17 protein-coding genes, 1 tRNA gene and 2 pseudogenes are annotated in these 20,351 nt (G+C 71.6%); 9 read left to right on the forward strand and 11 right to left on the reverse strand.

Going from position 1 to position 20,351, the window contains the following annotated elements:
• The first annotated feature begins 189 nt into the window (after nt 1–189).
• A complete protein-coding gene (locus tag CG719_RS20320; protein WP_100570106.1) occupies nt 190–1,515 on the forward strand; it encodes an MFS transporter in 1,326 nt (441 codons plus the stop codon).
• 31 nt (nt 1,516–1,546) lie between these two features.
• Here CG719_RS20320 and CG719_RS35430 read toward each other — a convergent pair whose 3' ends face one another.
• Together CG719_RS35430 and CG719_RS20335 are read right to left on the reverse strand one after the other, a co-directional pair.
• Nucleotides 1,547–2,389 (reverse strand): helix-turn-helix domain-containing protein, encoded by an 843-nt coding sequence (locus CG719_RS35430; RefSeq protein ID WP_159024905.1) that lies wholly within the window; start codon nt 2,387–2,389, stop codon nt 1,547–1,549.
• A 163-nt stretch (nt 2,390–2,552) separates the two neighbouring features.
• Nucleotides 2,553–2,990 carry an SH3 domain-containing protein gene (locus tag CG719_RS20335; RefSeq protein WP_100570108.1) on the reverse strand — a complete coding sequence of 146 codons (438 nt, stop codon included), beginning with the start codon at nt 2,988–2,990 and terminating at the stop codon, nt 2,553–2,555.
• Nucleotides 2,991–3,184: 194 nt separating this feature from the next.
• On the opposite strand from CG719_RS20335, the gene CG719_RS20340 reads away from it, so the two are divergent.
• The 3 genes from CG719_RS20340 to CG719_RS20350 all read left to right on the forward strand — a co-directional run bounded on the left by CG719_RS20340 (nt 3,185) and on the right by CG719_RS20350 (nt 4,569).
• Nucleotides 3,185–3,709, forward strand: a complete 525-nt coding sequence (locus tag CG719_RS20340; protein WP_100570109.1) for a MarR family winged helix-turn-helix transcriptional regulator — start codon at nt 3,185–3,187, stop codon at nt 3,707–3,709.
• A gap of 76 nt (nt 3,710–3,785) precedes the next feature.
• Nucleotides 3,786–4,421, forward strand: coding sequence for an SRPBCC family protein (locus CG719_RS20345; RefSeq protein WP_100570110.1), 636 nt, complete (start codon nt 3,786–3,788; stop codon nt 4,419–4,421).
• 74 nt (nt 4,422–4,495) lie between these two features.
• Nucleotides 4,496–4,569, forward strand: a tRNA-Pro gene (locus CG719_RS20350).
• Between the two features lie 99 nt (nt 4,570–4,668).
• Here CG719_RS20350 and CG719_RS37385 read toward each other — a convergent pair.
• A pseudogene (locus CG719_RS37385) lies at nt 4,669–4,803 on the reverse strand (site-specific integrase); the annotation flags it as partial.
• Between CG719_RS37385 and CG719_RS20360 the strand changes: the two are divergent.
• Nucleotides 4,790–5,401, forward strand: coding sequence for a hypothetical protein (locus tag CG719_RS20360; RefSeq protein WP_234375667.1), 612 nt, complete (start codon nt 4,790–4,792; stop codon nt 5,399–5,401). The pseudogene CG719_RS37385 and the gene CG719_RS20360 overlap by 14 nt on opposite strands.
• Nucleotides 5,402–5,531: 130 nt before the next feature.
• Here the strand turns inward: CG719_RS20360 and CG719_RS36500 are convergent.
• The 6 genes and pseudogenes from CG719_RS36500 to CG719_RS20395 form a co-directional block, all read right to left on the reverse strand.
• Nucleotides 5,532–6,041, reverse strand: a pseudogene (locus CG719_RS36500) (zinc-binding dehydrogenase); the annotation flags it as partial.
• Between the two features lie 50 nt (nt 6,042–6,091).
• A complete protein-coding gene (locus CG719_RS36505; protein ID WP_234375668.1) occupies nt 6,092–6,628 on the reverse strand; it encodes an SLATT domain-containing protein in 537 nt (178 codons plus the stop codon).
• A gap of 67 nt (nt 6,629–6,695) precedes the next feature.
• Nucleotides 6,696–8,036, reverse strand: a complete 1,341-nt coding sequence (locus tag CG719_RS20375) for a hypothetical protein (protein WP_159024906.1) — start codon at nt 8,034–8,036, stop codon at nt 6,696–6,698.
• Between the two features lie 26 nt (nt 8,037–8,062).
• Nucleotides 8,063–9,205, reverse strand: coding sequence for a hypothetical protein (locus CG719_RS20380; protein ID WP_100570113.1), 1,143 nt, complete (start codon nt 9,203–9,205; stop codon nt 8,063–8,065).
• Entirely contained in the window at nt 9,181–10,839 is a 1,659-nt protein-coding gene (locus CG719_RS20385; RefSeq protein WP_159024907.1) for a hypothetical protein, read from the reverse strand. Before CG719_RS20385 ends, CG719_RS20380 begins: the two co-directional genes overlap by 25 nt.
• Before the next feature lie 8 nt (nt 10,840–10,847).
• Nucleotides 10,848–14,297: a WD40 repeat domain-containing protein gene (locus CG719_RS20395; RefSeq protein WP_199836697.1), complete on the reverse strand. Its 3,450-nt coding sequence runs from the start codon at nt 14,295–14,297 to the stop codon at nt 10,848–10,850.
• A 211-nt stretch (nt 14,298–14,508) separates the two neighbouring features.
• Between CG719_RS20395 and CG719_RS37390 the strand changes: the two genes are divergently transcribed.
• The 4 genes from CG719_RS37390 (at nt 14,509) to CG719_RS20415 (ending at nt 18,482) form a co-directional block, all read left to right on the forward strand.
• Entirely contained in the window at nt 14,509–14,787 is a 279-nt protein-coding gene (locus CG719_RS37390) for an SDR family oxidoreductase (RefSeq protein ID WP_199836698.1), read from the forward strand.
• Between the two features lie 126 nt (nt 14,788–14,913).
• Nucleotides 14,914–16,833 carry an ABC transporter ATP-binding protein gene (locus CG719_RS20405; protein WP_100570117.1) on the forward strand — a complete coding sequence of 640 codons (1,920 nt, stop codon included), beginning with the start codon at nt 14,914–14,916 and terminating at the stop codon, nt 16,831–16,833.
• A gap of 142 nt (nt 16,834–16,975) precedes the next feature.
• Nucleotides 16,976–17,545 (forward strand): TetR/AcrR family transcriptional regulator, encoded by a 570-nt coding sequence (locus CG719_RS20410; protein ID WP_100570118.1) that lies wholly within the window; start codon nt 16,976–16,978, stop codon nt 17,543–17,545.
• Nucleotides 17,546–17,780: 235 nt separating this feature from the next.
• Entirely contained in the window at nt 17,781–18,482 is a 702-nt protein-coding gene (locus tag CG719_RS20415) for an SDR family oxidoreductase (RefSeq protein ID WP_100570332.1), read from the forward strand.
• Nucleotides 18,483–18,640: 158 nt separating this feature from the next.
• Here the strand turns inward: CG719_RS20415 and CG719_RS20420 are convergent, their stop codons facing one another.
• Nucleotides 18,641–18,871, reverse strand: a complete 231-nt coding sequence (locus tag CG719_RS20420; RefSeq protein WP_100570119.1) for a DUF5132 domain-containing protein — start codon at nt 18,869–18,871, stop codon at nt 18,641–18,643.
• Between the two features lie 197 nt (nt 18,872–19,068).
• Nucleotides 19,069–20,208, reverse strand: coding sequence for an alpha/beta hydrolase (locus tag CG719_RS20425; RefSeq protein WP_100570120.1), 1,140 nt, complete (start codon nt 20,206–20,208; stop codon nt 19,069–19,071).
• Nucleotides 20,209–20,351 lie beyond the last annotated feature (143 nt).

Consider the following 20,351-nt stretch of genomic DNA (forward strand, 5'->3'; position numbering starts at 1 on the left):
GGCCGCGGAGGGGACGAGCGCGGGGCCGCACACGGTGGTGCGCGGCCCCGCGCTCGGTTCCGGCGCCGCGCCCGGGGACCCGACCGCGCAGCCGCGGCCAGATTGTCGCTGAGATTGTTGACAAAAACGTTGACTACTTTTCCCGGGCTCCTTAGCGTCTAGCGCACCCACGTACGAGAGGTAACAACGATGTCCTCCTCCACCGCCCTGTCCGGGCGCGGCAGCAGACTGGCCGCGCTGGTCGTCGGCCTGTGCTGGCTGGCCGTGCTCTTCGACGGCCTCGACATGTTCATCTACGGCTCGGTGCTGCCGCACATGCTGGAGCAGAAGGCCCTCGGGATCACCCCCGGCCGGGCCGGCGACCTCGGCAGCTACGCCACCTTCGGCATGCTCGTCGGCGCGCTGACCGCGGGCACGGTCGCCGACCGGATCGGCCGCAAGAAGCTCATGGTCTGCTGTGTCGCGCTCTTCTCCCTGGCCTCCGGCCTGTGCGCGGTCGCCGGCAGTGTCACGGTGTTCGGCCTGGGCCGGACCATCGCGGGCGTCGGCCTCGGCGGTCTGCTGCCGACCGCGATCAGCATGGTCACCGACTACGCCCGGGGCGGCCGCGGCGCCCTCACCGTCGGCGCCCTGATGACCGCCCACCACGCCGGCGGCATCCTCTCCGCGTACGTGGCCAAGTGGCTCGTCGAGCCCGTCGGCTGGCGTGCCGCGTTCTGGGTCTGCGTGGTCCCGCTGCTGTTCGTGCCGGTGCTCGCCAAGGCCATGCCGGAGTCGCTGAGCTTCCTGGTCGCCAAGGGCCGCGCCGACGAGGCCCGCGAACTGGCCGCCCGCTACGAGGTGGAGCTGCCCGCGGCGCCCGCCCGCAAGGAGGGCGCCGACCGCTGGGCAGCCCTGGCCGGGCTCTTCCGCGGCGGGGAGTGGACCCAGACCCTGCTGTACTGGCTGGCCTCCTTCGGCGGTCTGCTCCTCGTCTACGGTGTCGCCACCTGGCTGCCCACCCTGATGCGCGGCGAGGGCTACAACCTGGGCTCCGCGCTCACCTTCGTCGTCCTGTTCAACCTGGGCGGCATCGTGGGCATGCTCGTCGCCGGCCGCGCCTCCGACCGCTTCGGCGCCCCGCGCATCTCCGCGATCTGGTTCGCGCTGACCGCCGCCGGGGTCTTCCTGCTCAGCGTCCACATGCCGCTGGCGCTGACGTTCACGGTGGTCTTCCTCACCGGCGTGTTCCTCAACAGCGCGCAGACCATGATCTACGCCACGGTCTCCCTCCGCTCCAGCCCCGGCAACCGCGCCACCGCCGTCGGCTGGACCTCCGGCATGGGCCGCTTCGGCGCCGTCTTCGGTCCCTGGCTCGGCGGGCAGTTGCTGGCCGCCGACCACGGCTCCTGGGGCTTCACCGCCTTCGCCCTGGCCGGCGTCTCCTCCATGGTCTTCATCGGCATCGCGGCCCTGCGCACTCCGAAGCGCCCCGCGCCGAGCGGCTCCCACCAGGACCTCCTGGCCGCGAGCTGACGCCCCGGCCTCGCGTGGGGCGGGGAGGCCGTCACGGGTGCACAGGCGCGTCGGGGCCCAGGCCGGTGCAGGCCAGCTTCCCCTCGACCTCGGCGCAGGCCTCCACACCCCGTGGCGAGGAGACACCGAGCATGGGGCTCGTGTCGCCGCTGGTGTCGCCCGCGGCATAGGTGGCCGACAGGACGTTCCCTCCCATTCGTACGGAGATCTCCCGGGCGACCGCGCCCCGTACCCGCACCTGGGACCAGACGGTGCGGCAGGAGGGCGAGTACCGCAACCGCACGGTGTACGACGTGCCGGACACGGCGCTCTGGGTCCGCGCGTCCCCGGCGCAGGCCGAGGCGTCGGGCAACTCCCCCTGGCAGGAGGCGCCGTGACAGCGTGGCGCCGCCACCACCACCCGGGCGCCCGCCGGCCTGCCGGGGGAGGACATGAGGAGCGGGGCGGCCATCGCGGTGACCGCGGCGGGCAGGACCAGAACCGTCAGCAGCGGCAGCCGCCCCACCCACGCCGGCCGGGACCCGGACTGAAACCGGGGCCTGGACCCGGACCGGTGCGGGGACTCGGGCCCGGATGCGCGCCCTGGGCCGGACTCCGGATCGGGGCCGGTCCCGGCGGCCGCGGAAGGGGGCGCGCCGACGGCGTCCCACAGGGCCAGTGCCGGGTCGGGATCGGCGCCCGAGAGCCGTGCCAGCGCCTCCACGGCCGAGCGGGGCGGGTGCTTGGCCCCGGTCAGATAGCGGTGCCAGGCGGACTTGCTGTACGGAGTGCGCGCGGCCAGGGCCGCCAGGCTCAGACCCGTACGGTCCCGCAGCTCGCGCAGGGCTGTCGTCAACTGCCCGGGTGACGCTGCCGTTCCTTGGGGTTGCCGCATGCTGCTGCTCCCGACTCCGTTCCCGCTTTGGGCGTTTCGCCCCGGTTGTCGGGATGGTTTCCCGGGGTGAGGTCATCGACACACCTCGAGCCGACGGCCCGTCCGCGAGCGTGCCGCTCCCGGACGGGCCCGGCCGGTCACCTCGACCGTGCCTGACGGTGTGTCAGCACCAGGGCAGGGTGTTCCGGACCCGCACGTAGCGCGCGGAGACGTAACCCCGTGCGTGCGCGAGGCGGTACCACTGCCGAGTGCCGCCCACCCAGGTCCCGTGCGTGCGGCACTTCAGTGCCACCAGGCGGTGTGCGTGCCGGGCGCCGACCACCCGGTACCGGGTGCCGGGGCCGGAGCGGACGTTCAGCGCCCGGTGGTGTGTGACCACACGCCCGAGGGAGTGGATCGAACGGTGGTGCGTCGCCCACCGGTTGACGTGACCCGCCGGCTGGGCCGGCTCGGGCAGCAGCGAGGGGAGCAGGTGCGAGGCGGCCGCCGACACGGCCGGGCGCGAGCCGGGACCGGCCGGGGCGGCGTCGGCCGCCGTCGGTACGAGCGCGAGCGCCGCGACCGTGGCCAGCACACCGCTGGTGAGGGTCCGTCGGATCATGGAAACCTCCGGGCTGTCGTTCCTGTGGTCACGTGGTCGTGATCACATGCCGCCCAGCGTTTCCGTGCCGCACCCCCGCGATGCCGTCCCCGTGTCCCTGGGACGGCGGGGACGTCCCGGGGACACGGGCACGGTGCCCGGTCGGCGCGCAGCAATTTGCTTGAGTAAGGCAATGATATGGTAAAGTTGCCCGTATGGTCACTCCATCGTTGCCCACCGGACCCGTCTCGCCCGAAGTGGCCGAGATCGAGCGCGCCCTGATGCGCATCACCTACCTGGGTACACGGGCCCGGCAGCACGAGAGGCTGATGAGTCTGGCGGGTGTGCCGCTGGACCGGGCGGCGGTCGCCCTGCTGCGGCAGATCGCCGACTGCGAGCCCCAGCGGCCGGGGGAGCTGGCCAACCGGCTGGGCGTGGAGGCCTCCCACGTCACCCGTACGGTGCAGCAGCTGGAGCGGTCGGGCCATGTGACCCGGATCCCCGACCCCGACGACCGCCGCGCCCAGCGCATCCAGCTCACCGACCTCGGCAGGGACGCCATCGCCCGCGTCCGGGAGGCCGGAGCCCGCGGTATGGAGGTGGCCCTGGCCGACTGGTCCCCCGAGGACCTGCGCCGGCTCGCGACACTCTTCCACCGCATGGTCGACGACTTCCTCGTCTACGCCCAGCACGTCGACAATGAACAGGAGACCGCCGAGGCGTCCCGCCGCACCCGCTGACGCACCGGCCACCGAGTCGGCCGACGGGACGCCCGAACGCCGGCCGCGCGGTGACGACCACCCCCGAGGAGCACCCATGATCGACGTGACCCAGCAGATCGACGCCGTACACCGCCTGGTCGGCCGCCGTGCCTTCAAGGCGGCCGAGGCCCGTGTGGTCACCGTGAGCCAGGACTACGACGCCCCGGTCGAGGACGTCTGGGACGCGTGCACCAACCCCGAGCGCATCCCGCGCTGGTTCCTCCCCGTCAAGGGTGAACTCCGCCCGGGCGGCCACTACCAGCTCCAGGGCAACGCCGGCGGCACGATCGAGCGCTGCGAACCGCCCGAGAGCTTCGCCGCCACCTGGGAGTACGGCGACGAGACGAGCTGGATCGAGCTGCGCTTGAGCGCGCGGGAGGGCGGCGGCACGCGCTTCGAGCTGGACCACATCTTCCACATCGACGACGCCAAATGGGGCGAGTACGGGCCCGGCGCGGTCGGGGTCGGCTGGGACATGATGCTCATCGGCCTGACCCTCCACCTGTCGAGCGGCTCTCAGGTCGACTCCGGAGAGGCCATGACCTGGATGGGCTCCGAGGACGGCCGCCGGTTCATCGCCGAGAGCAGCGAGGGGTGGTACGAGGCCAACGTCGCGAGCGGCGAGGAGCCGGCCCACGCACGGGCGGCCGCCGGCCGTACGACCGCCTTCTACACGGGCGCGGAGGGATAGCTACAAGTCGGCCGCACCCGCCCGCGTAAGGTAGGGTTCACCTGCGCGTTCGGACGAACCACACACGAACGCACCGGGACGTGGCGCAGCTTGGTAGCGCACTTGACTGGGGGTCAAGGGGTCGCAGGTTCAAATCCTGTCGTCCCGACTGGAGACAGTCGCAGATCAGGGCCGGTTTCGAAGAAATCCGAAACCGGCCCTGGATCATTCTTGGGTACCAGTTGGGGACCGGCGTGCTTGACCGGGGTCAGCGGGTCATGACGATCGGGTTCGGCAGGGAGCGTGGCGCGCGCAGCGCGCCGAAGTGTGCGGATAGTGCCGCGCCGGCGGCCGTGATCTTGTGGATGTCCGGGTGCAGATAGCGCTGGGTGGTCGTCAGTGTGGCTTCGTGCGATCACCTCGGTTTCGCACTCGCGCACCGTGCGACCGAACGCCTTGTGCGGGCGAGCGGGTTGCCGTGGACAATCCTGCGCAACGGCCTGTATGCCGAACTCTTCGGCGGCCTGCTGATGTGGGCCGGTAACGGTGTGGAGTCCGCATTCGGTGATGGTGCCCTGGCCGCGGTCTCGCGAGGAGATCTGGCCGAGGTCGCGGCGGTGGTGGCGTCGGATCCCGCACCTCATAGCGGGCGCGTCTATGACCTCGTCGGCGCGCCGATCACGGCGGGGCAGGTGGCCGACGAACTCGGTGTCGCGCATCGCGCCATCAGCCTGGGTGAGTACCGGCGCAGGCTCCTTGAGGAGACGCCGGGGCTACTGCCGTTCCAGCCGCCGATGCTCGCCTCGATCGCCACGGGCATCCGGCACGGCTTGCTGGACGGTACCGCACCCCACCTCACCGACCTCCTTGGCCGCGCAGCCCGCGATCCACTGGCCACGGCCGCTGCGGCCGCGTCGGCCACCAGGCCGGAAGCGAGCGTTCAGCGGCGACAGCGACACGCGCCCAGCGGTGCCGAGCCCGCTGGAGTCAGCCGGTCTTAGCAGGCTCCTCGGCCCGTGCCCGGGTGCTGGCAAGGCGGTATGAGTCGGTCCCGGTCTCGATCTCTGGGGCACCGGCTCCATCGCCGCCCGTGACTGTGTCGTCGGCGTAGCGAGCCTGGGACGGTGCGCGTCAGGGGGTCAGAACAACCTTGCCGCTGACGGTGCCCGACTCCGCCAGGCGCAGGGCCGCGGCGGCCTTGGCGAGCGGGAGCTGGGCGGCGATGCGGGCGGTGACGTCGCCGCGGCGGACGGCGGCGAAGACCTCGGTGAGGTCAGCGCGCAGGCAGGCGCGGAAGCGATTCTTGTTCAGTGCCCGGCCCGCCCAGATGTTGTAGAAGTGGGCGTGGCGCCCGTTGGGCAGGGTGTTCCAGAGCCAGGCGCGGGCGAGGATCTTCATGACCGGCCACTGCTTGGAGCCGGTGTCGTCGCGGGTGGAGGCGCTGCCGTAGGCGACCAGGGTGCCGCCGGGGGCGAGCAGGTGCCAGGAGTCGATGACGCTCCGTCCGCCGACGTGGTCGAAGACCGCGTCCACCCCGGCGGGCGCCAACTCGCGGACCCGGGAGGACACGTCGCCGTCACGATAGTCGACCGGGATGACGTCCAGCTCCCGCAGGGCCTCATGGTGCCGGGGCGACGCCGTCCTGCCCCGGTAGCCAGCGCCGGACGTAGCCGATGCGGTGGCATGCCCCCTCAGGCATCCCCGTCGACCGCGTACGTCTGCGTCCCCGCCCGCAGGTTCGCCTGTGCCTTGCGGTAGGCGCGGCGGCTGGGAACCTCGGCCTTGGCGTTCTGTTCGTCGCGCCGGGCGGTCAGGGCGGTCAGGGCTTGGCGGGCCTCTTCCGAGGTCCGGTGGTCGAGGTCGATCTCGCGGTGCTGACGGGCGGCGGTCTGGATCTCCAGGAAGGCGTTGGCCGACGCTGCGGCCCGGGCGGATCGCTGGGGTGCGTTGACCGTGGTCAGGACGGCGCCGAGGCCGGAGGCGACCAGGGCGAGGATGCCGGCGGCGGTCCCCCCTGTGGATTCGACGAGGGCCGTGGTGCCGGCGAGGGCGGCGAGCAAGGTGGCGGGCACGCCGAGGAGGACGTGCACGGTGCGCCAGCGCTTGGTCTCCTCGAACTGGGACTGCGCGCTGTACATGGCGCTCTCTTCGATCCGCCTGAGTTCGGCTTCGATGGCCCGGCGACGGCGGGTGTCGCTGTCGAGGCCGGCCGGATCTTCGGTACCCACGCGCCCACGGTACCGGTGTCGCATTCCGAGTGGGGCGGAACCGTGAGGCAGGCCAGAGGAGTTGACGTCATGCACGGCGGGCCGCGTAGGCGGTCAGGGCGGCATGGGCCGGGTGGTGCGGGGGCAGGTCGTCGGTCAACCGGTGCCACTGGGACAGCGTGACACGTTCGTTGGCGGGGAGCGATGCCTCCAGTTCCTCCCGGGAGACCCGGTCCAGGAAGCGCAGGGGTACGGGCGGTGCGTCGAGATCGACCTCGAAGGTGGCGTCCGGCGCGGTCACCGCTACGAAGCCGTGCAGCGTGCCCTCGGCGGCGTTGAGGACCATCCAGTACCGGATGCCCGCGCCGGAGCCGGCGGTGTCCGTGTCCGTGCCCGGCCGTACGGTCACCGGATGGCAGAGCGCGCCGTCGGTGAGGCGTCGGGAGGGCGGGACGGGGTGGTCCTCGATCTCCATTTCGATCTCCAGCAGTCCGCCGCCGGTCACGGTGAGGCCCACGGCGACCGGCCATTGCTCAAGGAACTCGGTGCGGCCGGGCCGCCGGTCCCCCGAGGATGCCTGGAGGACGAAGTCCGAGTCCAGGCGCCTTGTCAGGGCGATCGGTTCGATGCGTCGCAGCCCGGTCAGCCGTTCGGAAGCCAACCGCGCGGAGTGGTGCAGAGCCCGGTCCGCCTCGCCGAGTGCGTCGGCGAGCCCCGCCAGGGCGTGCCGGGTCGGGGCGGGCAGACGCGCGGGTTCCGCGGCGCGGAGGCCGCTCAGCAGGTGCGCGGCCTCCCTGCCGAACCAGGGGTCGGGCCGCTCGGTGCGGAGGCCGGCTTCGAGAACCTGAAGGGGGCCTGCGAGCGATGACGCGGCCGGGGTGAACCAGTGGCGCAGCTCTCCGTCGGGTGGTGGGATCGGCAAGGCGGGCGAGGAGCTGGTTTCGGCATGCAGTCGGGCGATGGCCGAGCGGGCCGCGGTGTCGACGCGCTCCCAGGGAAGACAGTGGAAGAGGCCCGGTGGCGGGAGGGTTTCACGGGTGAGTCGGTGGAGGAGGAAGTAGCGCAGCGCGAGGCTCTCGGCATGGAGGCCGGCGACGATCTCCGGATGGGCCGGTGGGTCGGCCCACCGCTCCTCCAGACGGGCGACCAGGTCGGTGCCCGGCTCCGAGACGGGCACGGGCGCGCCGTAGTCGTCGAGTTCGACGACTACGTGCCCGTCGGGCGCCCGCAGTGCCAGGGCGCGGCAGAGCTCGCCGGCCCGTTCGATGACCGCGCTGGTCCGCGTCCAGGGCTGTGTGCGGAACCGCGGGAAGACGCGGGCGTCGGCGCGCTCTTCACCGTCGTTGATGCGGCCGAGTGTGGGAGGCTGCCCCGGCGCGCCCGGCAGGACGCGGGCGATCCAGTCGCTGAGGGGCCGATGTGGGGGCAAGACGGCCCCTTCGGGGTGCGGGGCCGTCATCTGCCTGCCCGTTCGCATCGTGCATGGAGTTGGGCGGCGACGGCTCCGAGTCGGCGGATCGTCTCCTTCAGCGCGGGGGACGTGGAGTCGGGGACGCACTGGGCCCAGAGCCCCGCCAGGCGGTGCCATGTCTCCTCGCCGCGCCGGTCGAGCCGGTCGAGCAGATCGTCAGGCAGGGCGAGGGCCCATGCACACAGGGGTCCGTCGTCCAGGTCGCGCTCGTCCCAGCGCAGCCGGAACTTCACGCCGCGCAGGAGTACTTCGGCGCGCACCAGCGGATCTGTCGAGGTGTTCACGGGGACGAGGCGGCGCTTGCCGTCGGCGTCGGTCAGGTCGTCGAGTGCCGTGCCCAGCGGGTCGACGACCAGGTTCCGCATAGGGTCGTAGAGCAACGTGTTGACGGTGAGGTCGCGCTGCAGGCTGTCCTGGAGCAGGTCGGTGCCCGTGGCCGGGAAGGACGTGCCGTCGAGCCCGAGGCCCCGGTAGTCGAGGCTCCGTCCGTCCGTGCGGGCGACGGGGTCGAGGACCGTGCAGACAAGGGTGTCGGGGCTGAACCGCTGGGGGTGCTCCGCACTCGTGCCGTCGAGGTCGAGCACCTGACGGGTCGTCTCGGTGAAGGCCCCGGCGGGTGCGGTGCCCGTCAGGTCCAGGTCGTTGACCTCGTCGGGGGCGGCCCCGGACAGCAGGTCCCGGGGGGCGCCTCCACTCAGCCAGGTGTGGTGGCCCGACGCGGCCAGGTGCTCGATCAGTGCCGCGGTGAAATGGGGCGTGCACGGGCCGTGGATCAGGTCCCGGAAGTGGTCGGCCAGACCGGGGCGCAGGTCGTCAGGCCGGTGGGTGCGGACCGGGTCGGTCCGCATCTGCCTGCCCGGTCGCCGGCCCGTGCGCACCAGGCTCGGCTGGTCTGCGGGGTCGGAGCTCCGCCGGGGTGGGCGGCCGGCGTGTTCATCACCCTGGAGGAGCAGTTGGTCGTCGGACGCGGTGGGTGCGGCCTGCGCGGTGCAGGTGAACCCGAGCACCCGCCGGCCCCCGACGGTGTCTCCGGTCAGGATCGGCCCCGTGGCCTCGGTGTCCGGTGCCTGGCGGGGGACGGGTGGGGTGACGGCGGTGCCCGTCATCCCGCGGCGAGCCCGGTCCATCGCGCGGTTCCTCCCTCGATGCGCAGGGTGAGCGGTATGCGTACGGCTTCCGTCGCGGAGTAGGAGGTGCCGAGATCGGGCTTCAGACCCAGGACGGCGGCGTCGCGGAGCTGCTGCGGGGTACAGGTGTTCTCCTGGTCGAGGGCGTCCGCACAGCTGGTCAGACCCGGGTAGACCAGCTCGGCGTCTGCCCTCCTGGGGTGGGTGCGGATGGCGCGCAGGACGGCCTGCGGGCCTTCGGCGGAGCGGATCCAGTTGTGCTCCGCCGTGCTGCAGGGATCGCAGAGCGCGTCGAGGCGGCCGGTGTCGCCGTCCGCCGCCGCGGCCTCGATGTTCCGGGCCAGTACTCGCACGGCACCGGGCAGAGGGGCGCCGTGGTCGTCTTCGGTGGTCACGCCTTCCGATGGTTGGGGAGCCGGTGCCGCGGGAGGCCGGGCGGCCGCGCTTTCGGCAGGGGTGAAGGCGAAGAGGGACACTCCCTCGCCCAGGACGTGTGTCTCGCCACCAGTGGTGAGGGTGAGCCTGCCGGTGGTCGGACCGGAGTCGATGGTGGCCTTCCCGGACACGGGGTCGCCGAATCGTGCGACCCGGCCGTCGGCCCCGTACGCGATGCCGAGCATGCCGCTGCCGAGGTAGGTCCACCGACCGTCGTGCACGTAGTAGGAGGCGGAACGCTCCGGGTACGTGACACTGCAGTTCGGCAGGGCGCTGAAGGTGGCGGTGAGGCCGTCACCCGCCCATTCCAGAGAGGTCACCAGGCGCGCTTCCGACACCAGGGCGTGGCGGAACGCCGCGTCGTCGGGGGCCGATCGTCGGGGGCCGCCCGCGGTGACGGCGTGGGTGAGCACGTTCTCCATGGCCCAGCAGGCGCCCCCCGAGTCGTGGTTCGACCAGGCCACGGCTGGGCCTCCGGGCTGCCGCCGGGCCTCGGTGAGGGTGGTGCGCCCCTTACCCGGCAGCAGCTGCCGGACCTTGCCCCGGCGGTCGGCCACGGCGAGCGTGCCCTCTCCGCGGAACACGCCGGGTCCCTCGGTGAGTTTGGAGAACAGGACGACGTCGTCGGCCCCACCGGCGGCCAGCTTCGAGTAGGGGAGCAGGTGTTCGGACAGTGCGATGCGCTGTGGGGTGCCGTTGGGCGAGAACAGCAGCAGGGAGCGGCCGTCGGTGCTCAGGCTGACGGCATCCTCACCCAGGAACCCGACTCCGCTGCAGGGGCAGGGGCGTGAGGTCTCCCGGCCGGTGCGCACGTCGAGCAGGTGGATCTCTCCCGTCTCGGCCCAGTCGTCATCGTCCAGCCAGGCCAGGCGGTCGGCGTCGGGCGACCACACGAGCTGGGTCGGCCACGACCGGCTGCCCGCGAGGGGAGAGTAGACAGGGGGCACGTCGGCGGCCTTCCAGGTCCGGCCGGCCGCGTCCGCCATCACGACCGCCATGTCCGGCTCTTTCTCGTACCGGAGGAAGGCGATGACGGGGTGCTGCCGGTCGGGGGCCTGGACGGCGGGAGTCGACGCGGTGGCGTAGGGCGTCGGGGGTCCGCCGCCGGCGGAGGTGCACGCGACGGCGGCGAGGAGCGTGGCCAGGGCGCAGGGCAGGAGCCTGCGGAGGCGGTGTCCGGTGCGGGGCCTGCTGGGCATGAGGCGGCTCACTTCGTCTCGGCGCAGAGGTCGGCATAGGGATGGCGGTCGCCGATGTGGCTTCGCCATTCCTCGGTGCTGAGGCCCGTCCCACCGGTCCACCGGCAGATCTGCCGGCGCCAGTCGATTCCGCCGACTCGCCACACGGTCGCGGCGCCGGCGGCGAAATAGTCGCTGTCGTCCCGGCGGCCCACCCCGGCGAGGAAGTCGCCGTCCGGTGACCAGGAGAGGCGGATGGCGCCCGTCCTGGCGGCGGACAAGGTCGGGAGGGCCTGCAGGCCGGTGGCGGTTTCGTGGACGAGGACCTGGTCGTCGACCGCAATGGCGAGGCGGCGACCGTCGGGAGACAGGACCATCGCGGTCGGGGCCTCGGCGGTCTCGGGAAGGACGAGGGGCTCGCCGGTCTCCTTCAGGGCTGTGTCCCGGTAGTGCACGGTGTTGTCCCGGGTGAGCACGGCGATACGGGTGCCGTCACGGCTCCAGTCGAGGAACCGGGCACCGGGCGCGGCGGCCGACCGGGTGGTGGTGCCGGTCGTCAGGTCGACGAGGACGATGCGGGGGCCCTCGGGTCCCCGGTTCTCCAGGGCGAGGGCCTGGGTGCCGTGCACGGCCAGACCGTATCCCGCCGTGAGGGGGACGGTGGCCACGGGCTGCCAGGTCCTGGTGGACCAGATCGTCAGGGGGCCGGTGGCGTGCCGGGCGACGAGCAGGTCCGCCTCCGGCACGAAGGCGACGGTGGTGAGGACTCGTTCACCGGCGGCGGCGACCCGGTCCGGACCGGGTACGGACAGGACCTTCGGGTCGGCACCCTTCCCGCGCCACACGACGGCCGCCGCCGCGTTGCCGTCGCTCCGGCCGACGGCCGCGACGAGCGGTCCTGCCATGGCGGCGTCGCGGAACTCGAAGGTGTCGCGCAACGGGTACTCCGCGACGTGGGCGTACTCCTGCATCGCCGAGTTCAGCGCGACCTCGGGGGTGGTGCGCGGATCGATCGTGTAGACGCTGTCGGAGCTGAACGGCTCACCGCCGTGGGCGAGCAGCAGCAGCCCGTCCGGACCGAAGGACGCGGCATCCGCATGCGAGGTGGGGCTGAGGCCGAGGGGATCGAGCCGGTCGTCGAGCACGTTCACCCGCCCGCCGCGCCCGCCGGACACGACGGTGAACAGGCTGCCGACCGCGGTGGTGAACGCCGGGCCACCGCGCGGGTCTTCAAGCGCGCGGCTGCCGATCCTGTCGTCACTGTTGCCCACGGGGACGAGGGCGGTGCCGTCGTTCCCGGCGATGGTCACACTGCCCGCGTACGCGACCATGGCGCGGGGCCGGTAGCTCAGGCCGCCTACCGGGAAGGAGAGGGTCCGGCGGCTGCGCCGGTCCCAGGCTTGTACCCCGAGCGGCGTCGCCAGCAGCACCGCGGTGTCGCTGGCGTCGATCTGGAGCGCGTTTCCCTGGACGTCGCTGCTTCCGATCTCGGTGGTGAGCTTGTGCGTGTCGAGTCCCAGCGCCATGACGTCACCGGACCTGAGCAGCAGCAGGGCCTTGTCCTCGTCGTGTCGCTGTCCGGCGAGGGCCGGTGGCGGGCTGGGTGCGGCCGTGGCGTCGATCACGCTGTCGTCGGCCGCGCGGATGAGCCAGCCCTGGTTGACGACATCCCCGGTGCGTCGGCAGTCGATCTCCTCCAGGGTCGTGGTGTTGTACTGGGCGACGGCCCCGTCGCTCAACACCTCGACCAGCCTCGCCCCGTTGCCCGCGAACGCGTTCGCGACGGGCTTGCCGCCCTTGCCCCCGCACGAGGGGGCCGCGAGCCGGCCCATGAGCCGGGGCACGGGCCGGAGCGCCGAGTACACCGACACCGCCGTGCCGTCGCGGGCGGCCAGCAGACCGCTCGCGTGGTCGAGCACGAGGTCGGTGACGGCTCCGCCGGTCCTGCCGAGTTCCTTGCCGGTGAGCAGGTCCCAGGACTTGAGGTACGGGTCGTCTCCGGTGGTGTACACCCGGCCGTGCCGGTCGTCGACGGCGATGCTGTGCACCTCTTTCGGGCTGGCCCGCCACGACAGGCGGACCCCGGAGTTCGCCTCCAGCACGTCCCGCATGGCCTGGACGGCGCGCGGGGTGTCCGGTTCCATCGTGTACCCCGCGAGGCCGAGCAGGGCGGCCAGCCTCGGATCGGTCTCGCGCAGCAGCATCGCCTCGGCCGCGAGGTCGGAGGCCAGCGCCCTGCGCGCTTCCGCCTCGCCGGCCGCGCCGAGCCGGTTGGCCAGGTACAGGCTGAGCAGGACGAGCACGGCGAGCGTGGCGACCACGGTGTAGCTGACCCGCTTGACCACCGGGAAGTCCCAGACACGCGCCTTGCGGGCCGCCTCCCCGACGGTGGCGGCGAACAGGAGCCGGTCCGCGGTGCCGCCCGGCAGGGCCTGGCGGGCCTCGTCCCGGTCGGCGGCGGGCACGACGACGTTGGCACCCTCTCCGGCTGCCTTCAGCTTGGCCGCGTACCCGCCCACGGACACCAGTGCGCCGGGCCGGGCGGCGTCCAGGCCACCGACCAGAGCGGTGCGCGGGTTGATCCGGCGTAATGCGGGTGGCCGTAAACGGCGTCCGGCCCGTTCGACCTCTCCCAGCAGGACTGCGAAAGCACAGCCGAGGGAGTTGTCCTCGACCATGCCCACCACGCCGTCCGGGTCGGTCAGTGACCAGAGCACGGTAGTGGTGATGCCTCTCACGATGCCGTCCCAGGCGTCGCGCAGTGACTGCCGGAACCGCTCGTCGCCGCGGAATCCCGACATGGTGCGTGGATCGGGCAGCAGCGCGGGCGGTCCTTGCGGCAGCACGGCGAGGGCGAGGGTGCCGCGGACGCCGCCCCGTCCGTCGTCGAACAGGACGGTCGCCTTCGCCGTGGGGCGGGAGTGTGGCAGTGCATCGTCGAGGGCCAGCAGCCACGTCAGCGCGGACAGGGCCAGGTCCTGGTCGGCCGCGGGCACGGCGTCCATGAGGCGGCGCAGTCGAGTGGCGTGCCCGGCGTCGGTCCGCTTCAACAGCTCCTGGGGGGAGGAGCGTTCGTGGCCTGGGTGAGCATGGTTGGCCCGTAGCCAGAGCAGCCCGGTCGCCAGCTCGTCGGCGCTCCGTCCGGAGTCATCGACGAGCGCCAGCCCCATGGCAGCGGACGCCCGCAGAGACTGGGTCGCGGCGGGCTCCTCCGACAGGAACGGGCGGCGCCCCACGAGCGAGCGGACACTGGACGCGGCGGCCGCCCGGGGCGTCAGCAGCCGGTGCAGGGGCGTGTTCCCGTCCCGTAACACCCGCAGGGCCGCGATGTCTTCCGCGGCGACGCGCTCCTTGACGTACACGAAGGCCGGTTGCCCGGGGGACAGCAGGGCGCGCCTGATCTCCTCACGCTGCCTGAGCGGTGGCATCGCATCCAGCAGAACGGCGACGTCCACCTCTACGGAAGGCCGGTCGGCCACTGGTTTCCCGCTCCCCCCGGTCGGCCCCGGCACAAGCGCCGAGACGGCCCAGCGGGCCCATTGTGGCAAGGGAGGGCCTTGATTACACGCAGACCGCGAGATCCGTCCTTCCTCGTCCCGCATGGGCGGCGGCGATCCGAGGGCCCATTGAATCGTTCCGGCCAGGGCGTGGCCGGTATGGGGAGCGGTTGGGGACCACACGGTGTGCGCGATGGTGCTCGACGGACCCTTGTACGCACCGCCTGCACCCGGAGCTTCGCGACAGTCATGGTTCGATCGTGAACATCTCCCGCACCTACGGCCACTGCCCGGCGCCGCCCACTACGCAGCTTCCAAAGCGGCAATCGAACAGCTCACTCGTGCGTGGGCGGTGGAACTCGCCGAGGCCGGTATCCGTGTGAACGTGGTGGCACCCGGCCCGACCGAGAGTGAGGCCCTGGGCGCATCCGGCCTGCCTGCCCCGGTCGTCGAGCAGATCAAACAGCAGTAGGCCGGCCGCGTCCCGCTGCGTACGGTGAACGCAGCGGTGTCCGGTTCTCGCCGTTCCGCGTTAAATGCCTGGACTGGGAGGCTCTGCGGACGGGAGACTTCCGACTTCCGAACCTCCGGGAGTGTGATGGGGACAACAGATACGCGAGGACCGACGCCGGGCAGGAGCGCGGTCGTTCTGGCACTACGCCTCTACGGCCGGGAACTGCTGCGACTGCGACTGCTGGCCCTGCCCGCGCTGCTGTTGCCGGCCGTGGGCAACATCGGCATCCGCTACGTCGCCCCCCTGCTGATCGCCAAACTGGCAGGACTGGCCGCCGGCGACGGTGGTCTCACCCTCAGCTCGGCGCTGCCGTACGTGCTGGGCTTCGGCGTGACGCTGCTGCTCGCCGAGACACTGTGGCGGATCGGGCAGCACTGCCTGAACCGCGTGGACGCCCTCGGCATGGAACACCTGTACGTGAGCGGCATGGACGAACTCCTCGCCAAGGACGCGGCATTCTTCCACGACAACTTCGCCGGCTCCCTGACCAAACGGGTACTCAGCTTCGGCAAGCGCTTCGAGGACTTCGTCGACACGGTGACGTACCGGATCGTGGGCAGTCTCGTCCCCCTGGTCTTCGGTGCCGTGGTGCTGTGGGGCTACGAACCGATGCTCGTCGCCGGCCTTCTTGTGATGATCGCGCTGACCGTGGTGGCCGCGACGCCTCTGATCCGCCGCCGGCAGAGGCTCGTCAACGACCGTGAGGCGGCGATCGCCCGGGTCTCCGGCCACGTCGCCGACAGCCTCACGAACATGGAGACCATCCGGGCGTTCGCGGCCGAGCGGCGGGAGGCCGACGAACACCGCAGCCGTGTCGCGGACTCCCGGCGCCTGACGCTGAGGTCGTGGGACTACGGCAATCTGCGCGTCGACACCCTGGTCGCCCCCATGTCCGTGCTGACCAACGTGCTGGGTCTGTTGGTCGCCATCGCCTTCGGTGGCTCGGGCCAGGGAGTCGAGGAGATCGTCGTCGCTTTCACCTACTACTCCAACGCCACTCAGATCATGTTCGAGTTCAACCAGATCTACCGGCGTCTGGAAAGCTCGATGACCGAGGCCGCGCAGTTCACGGAGCTGCTGCTGGATCCTCCCACCGTGCTCGACCCGACGAATCCCGAACCGCTCTCACCGCGGGACACGGGCATCCGCTTCGAGGCGGTGACCTTCGCCCACGCGGGTGCGCAGCCGATTTTCCAGGGGCTGGACCTGGACGTGCCCGCAGGCGCACGGATCGGTCTGGTCGGCAGGTCCGGTGGCGGCAAGACCACGCTCACCCGGCTCCTGCTGCGGATGTCGGACATTGACGACGGACGCGTCCTGATCGGTGGTCAGGACATCAGCCGGCTGCGCCAGAGCGACCTGCGCTCACTGATCGCCTACGTCCCGCAGGAACCCGCCATGTTCCACCGGAGTCTGCGGGACAACATCGCCTTCGCCCGGCCCGGCGCCACCGACGAGGAGATCCGCGCGGCGGCCGCGGCCGCGCACGTCACGGAGTTCGCCGACCAACTCTCCGACGGCTTCGCCACTCTGGTGGGGGAGCGGGGAGTCAAGCTCTCGGGCGGCCAGCGCCAGCGCGTCGCCCTCGCCAGGGCCATTCTGCGCGACGCCCCGATCCTGCTGCTCGACGAGGCGACCAGCGCGCTGGACTCGGAGAGCGAGCTTCTCGTCCAGGACGCCCTGTGGCGGTTGATGGACGGACGTACGGCCCTCGTGGTCGCCCACCGCTTGAGCACTGTCGCCGGTATGGACCGTCTCATCGTCCTCGACCGCGGCAGTGTCGTCGAGCAGGGTGCCCACAAGGAACTGCTCGCGGCGGACGGTGCCTACGCCAAGCTGTGGCAGCACCAGTCGGGCGGCTTCCTCGGCGAGAGCACCGAGTCGGCCCTCGGGTGCCCGGTCCCGGAAGCCGGTCCCAGCGGGCTGCCCGGACCGGCCGACGCGGCGCCGGGCGGGGGCCGCAGTACGTCGTCGCACGCTCGTACGAGCACCGGGGCCACGTGACCGAGTCGGTTCCCGGACCGACGGTGGTCATCCACCGTCGCGCGGACGAACTCGATCACTTGTGTCCCTGAGCGCAGGCCCGCTCCCACCCCACAGGTAAACAGATCGGTTTCCATGGTGGGAGCGAGGTTAACCTCTCTGTATGACCACAGAGGTGAAGTCCGGCCCCCGGCAGCGACTGCTGGATGCGGCGGCCGCCCTCGCCTACCGCGAGGGCGTGGCTGTGGGTGTCGAAGCGCTGTGCAAGGCGGCCGGCGTGTCCAAGCGGACCATGTATCAACTCTTCGAGAGCAAGGACGCACTGCTGGCGGCGAGCCTGGAGAGCCGTGCCGCGGAGTTCGCGACGTTGTTCCTGTCGCCGCCGGACAGTGGACGTTCGCCACGCGAGCGGATCCTTCACGTCTTCCGGCAGGTCGAGGCGCAGGCAGGGACGCAGGAGTATCGAGGGTGCCCGTATCTTGCCGTTCAGGTCGAACTCAAGAACGAGGAGCACCCTGCGAGCCGTGTGGCGTGCCGGGTGAAAGAGCACCTGACGGCGTTCTTCCGCACGGAAGCAGCGTCCGGAGGGGCGAGTGACCCCGACCTGCTGGCCCGTCAACTTGCCCTGATCTTCGACGGCGCCAGCGCGCGGGCGGGCATCAAGGCCGATGACCTCGTCGGGCTTCTGGAGCCCACGCTGGCCGCCCTGCTCGACGCGGCCGGGGTGCGCTGACCCCACGTCCTTGCCTCTGAAGTCGGCACTCTCGGCCGCATAGTCGTCTTGTCTCCCTCGGCCGCCCGTATCGCACGGGCGGTCGCGCGCCTTGCGTTCCACCCAGGGTCGTATCGCCCTGCGAGTGGCGACTCGCGCAATCGCGCCGTGGCGACCCGTCCATCGTCCGCTTGCACCGGGAAACCGATCGGTTTACCTTGATGAAAACCGATCGGTTTCCGAGTTGGAGAAGAACATGACGTCGATCAAGAACGCCGTGGTGCTCGTCACGGGTGGCAGTCGCGGCCTGGGGAAGGCCCTGGTGGAGGAGCTGTACGAGCGGGGCGCCGCGAAGGTGTACGCCACGGCGCGCGACCCGCGCACGGTGACCCACCCTGACGCCGTGCCGCTCGGTCTGGAGGTCACCAGCCCCGAGTCGGTAGCCGCCGCGGCCGCGCAGGCGGGTGACGTCACGGTCCTGATCAACAACGCGGGTGTCTCGCTCGGGGCCACCTCGCTTCTGGACGCCGCGCTCAAGGACATACGCGCGGAGTTCGAGACCAACTTCTACGGTCCGCTCCTGGTCACCCGCGCCTTCACCCCGATCATCGAACGCAATGGAGGCGGGCACATCCTGAACGTCCACTCCGTGCTCTCCTGGCTGGGCGTCGCCGGCTCCTACAGCGCCACCAAGGCAGCCCTGTGGTCGCAGACCAACTCCCTGCGCCTGGAGCTCCGCCCGCGCGGAATCGCGGTCACGGGGCTGCATGTCGGATACATCGACACGGATATGGCCTCGCGGGTGGACGCGCCCAAGTCCCGCCCGAGTGACGTCGCCGTCCTCGCTCTCGACGGGATCGAGACGGGCGCCCACGAGGTACTGGCCGACGAGATCACGCAGCGTGTGAAGGCGGGACTGTCCGGAGAGCTGACGGCACTGTACCCGCAGCTGCAGTAACCAGGCCGCAGCGAACTCGGTCGCAATGCTGCGATGTCTCATGCCGCGACGGTCCGGCGAGTCAGGGGTCGCAGGTTCACATCCTGTCGTCCCGACTGGGGACAGTCGCAGATCAGGGCCGGTTTCGGAGGCATCCGAAACCGGCCCTTGATCATTCTTCAGTCCGCTGTGGCGCCCCGCGTCCGGGGCGAACGGGCCGCGAGCCGCCCGGCGGCGACTTCGGCGGTGAGTTCCTGGATCTCCTCGCCCGCCTCGATGGCCGCACGCTTGACTTCCAGGGTCAGGGCGACCGACGTCTTGATGATGCCCCGCAGCAGCGGTTTGCCGACTCTGTCGAGCAGAGGTGCCGCGATCAGGCCGATGAGGAAGGGCGGTACTACAGGGGGCATGTGTGAACCCTCTCTTGTGTACACAGCACGGCTCCCGCCGCACGTGCCGGACCGGGCGGGCAGGCAGCGTCGGGCAGGAATTCCACCCCCACCGAAAGACACCGTAGTCGGCCCTCGGCCGACGCGCCCGAGGACGCCGGTGCCTTTCATTCGATTGGGCGGAGGTGGTCCGCGGTCCACCGTGGTTCCGCGACGGCTCATGGTGAGTGCGGCGCATCCGGCGCACATTCCTCCAGGAACGAACTCACCACCCGGACGACGAACTCGGGCACCTGGTTCGGGAAATCGTGACCGGTTCCCGCCGGGGTGTAGACCCTCCGGGCGTTGCTGGAAGCCGTGAGAAACCGTTCCCTGACGGTGAGGAAGAAGTGCCGTAACCGGGCGTTCTCCTCAGCGTCGGCCTTGTCGAAGATCTCGTCGCCGCCGGTCAGGTCGCGTGGCGCCACGAGGAGGAGCGGGAGTGAGCCGAGCTCGCCGTCATGCACGACCGTGTGCCAGCCGTCCCTGGTGATGCCGTCCGGCGACAGCTCTCGCAGGATGGACGCGGCGGCGCAGGCCGCTCTGGTCCTGGTCTCGACCGCGGACAGGACCTCCGCCGGACCCCCGGAGGAATGGGCTCCGTTCCGGTCCGCAAGGGCGTGCAGGCCGAAGAGGCGGCGCGCCGCGACGGCGATCTGCTGCCCCGAGGCCCGCCGCAGGGCCGGGATCGGCGGGCCGAAGGCGATGGCGTCGGGCGGGGTCGGATCGAGCAGCACCAGACCGGCCACGAGGTCCGGGCGGAGCCTGGCGGCATTGGCCATGAGCAGTCCCCCGAAGGAGTGCCCCACCAGGACGTAGGGCCCCTTTTCGCCGCCCCGTTCCAGCGCGGTGAGCAGTTCGACGGCTTCGGTGGCCGTCGTGCGGGGGAAGGGGCCCGGGTCGCTCCAGCCGGAGCCCGGCCGGTCCGCCAGGACCGAACGCATCCGCTCCCGCGCCAACGCGTGCAGCGGGTACATGGCGTACCCGCCGACATGGCCGCCCGGCATCCAGACCACCGTCGGCCGGTTTCCCCTGTCCCCCTCGGCGAGGATGTGCATGCGGTGGCCGCCCACGTCGACCATTCGCCCGGGTGGCGGATGCCTCACCCGTACGCGTGCCACATGCACCAGGTGGCGAAGGGACCCGAGAGCGAGCGCCAGGGCCGCGGCACAGAGCACTCCGCCGAGAACCCTCCAGCCGCCGTCCAGGGTGATGCACCACGCTCCGACAGCCGCCGGCAGCAGAGCGATGGGCAGTCCCGCCCAGTCCCGGCTGAGCAGCCGGAGTGCCGCGTCGATGGCGCGTGTGTCCGGTCGCATCGTGCCCTCCGTCCCGATCCCCGTGGCCGCTGCCGAAGCCGTACGCCTCGGCGCCCGGCACAGGCATCGTCCCCCGGGAGCACCGCGGGCGCCATGTGCCGTGGCACCGGGCTCCGCCCCCGGTCACCGCCGTACGGGCAGCA

Source organism: Streptomyces sp. CB01373, assembly GCF_002803075.1.
GTDB lineage: Bacteria > Actinomycetota > Actinomycetes > Streptomycetales > Streptomycetaceae > Streptomyces.

What these genes read in the sequence shown, in the direction of transcription:
- CG719_RS20320 (WP_100570106.1), top strand. Translation starts at nt 190, where the DNA reads ATGTCCTCCTCCACCGCCCTGTCCGGGCGCGGCAGCAGACTGGCCGCG.
- CG719_RS35430 (WP_159024905.1), bottom strand. Translation starts at nt 2,389, where the DNA reads ATGCGGCAACCCCAAGGAACGGCAGCGTCACCCGGGCAGTTGACGACA.
- CG719_RS20335 (WP_100570108.1), bottom strand. Translation starts at nt 2,990, where the DNA reads ATGATCCGACGGACCCTCACCAGCGGTGTGCTGGCCACGGTCGCGGCG.
- CG719_RS20340 (WP_100570109.1), top strand. Translation starts at nt 3,185, where the DNA reads ATGGTCACTCCATCGTTGCCCACCGGACCCGTCTCGCCCGAAGTGGCC.
- CG719_RS20345 (WP_100570110.1), top strand. Translation starts at nt 3,786, where the DNA reads ATGATCGACGTGACCCAGCAGATCGACGCCGTACACCGCCTGGTCGGC.
- CG719_RS20380 (WP_100570113.1), bottom strand. Translation starts at nt 9,205, where the DNA reads ATGGACCGGGCTCGCCGCGGGATGACGGGCACCGCCGTCACCCCACCC.
- CG719_RS20385 (WP_159024907.1), bottom strand. Translation starts at nt 10,839, where the DNA reads ATGCCCAGCAGGCCCCGCACCGGACACCGCCTCCGCAGGCTCCTGCCC.
- CG719_RS37390 (WP_199836698.1), top strand. Translation starts at nt 14,509, where the DNA reads ATGGTGCTCGACGGACCCTTGTACGCACCGCCTGCACCCGGAGCTTCG.
- CG719_RS20405 (WP_100570117.1), top strand. Translation starts at nt 14,914, where the DNA reads ATGGGGACAACAGATACGCGAGGACCGACGCCGGGCAGGAGCGCGGTC.
- CG719_RS20410 (WP_100570118.1), top strand. Translation starts at nt 16,976, where the DNA reads ATGACCACAGAGGTGAAGTCCGGCCCCCGGCAGCGACTGCTGGATGCG.
- CG719_RS20415 (WP_100570332.1), top strand. Translation starts at nt 17,781, where the DNA reads ATGACGTCGATCAAGAACGCCGTGGTGCTCGTCACGGGTGGCAGTCGC.
- CG719_RS20420 (WP_100570119.1), bottom strand. Translation starts at nt 18,871, where the DNA reads ATGCCCCCTGTAGTACCGCCCTTCCTCATCGGCCTGATCGCGGCACCT.
- CG719_RS20425 (WP_100570120.1), bottom strand. Translation starts at nt 20,208, where the DNA reads ATGCGACCGGACACACGCGCCATCGACGCGGCACTCCGGCTGCTCAGC.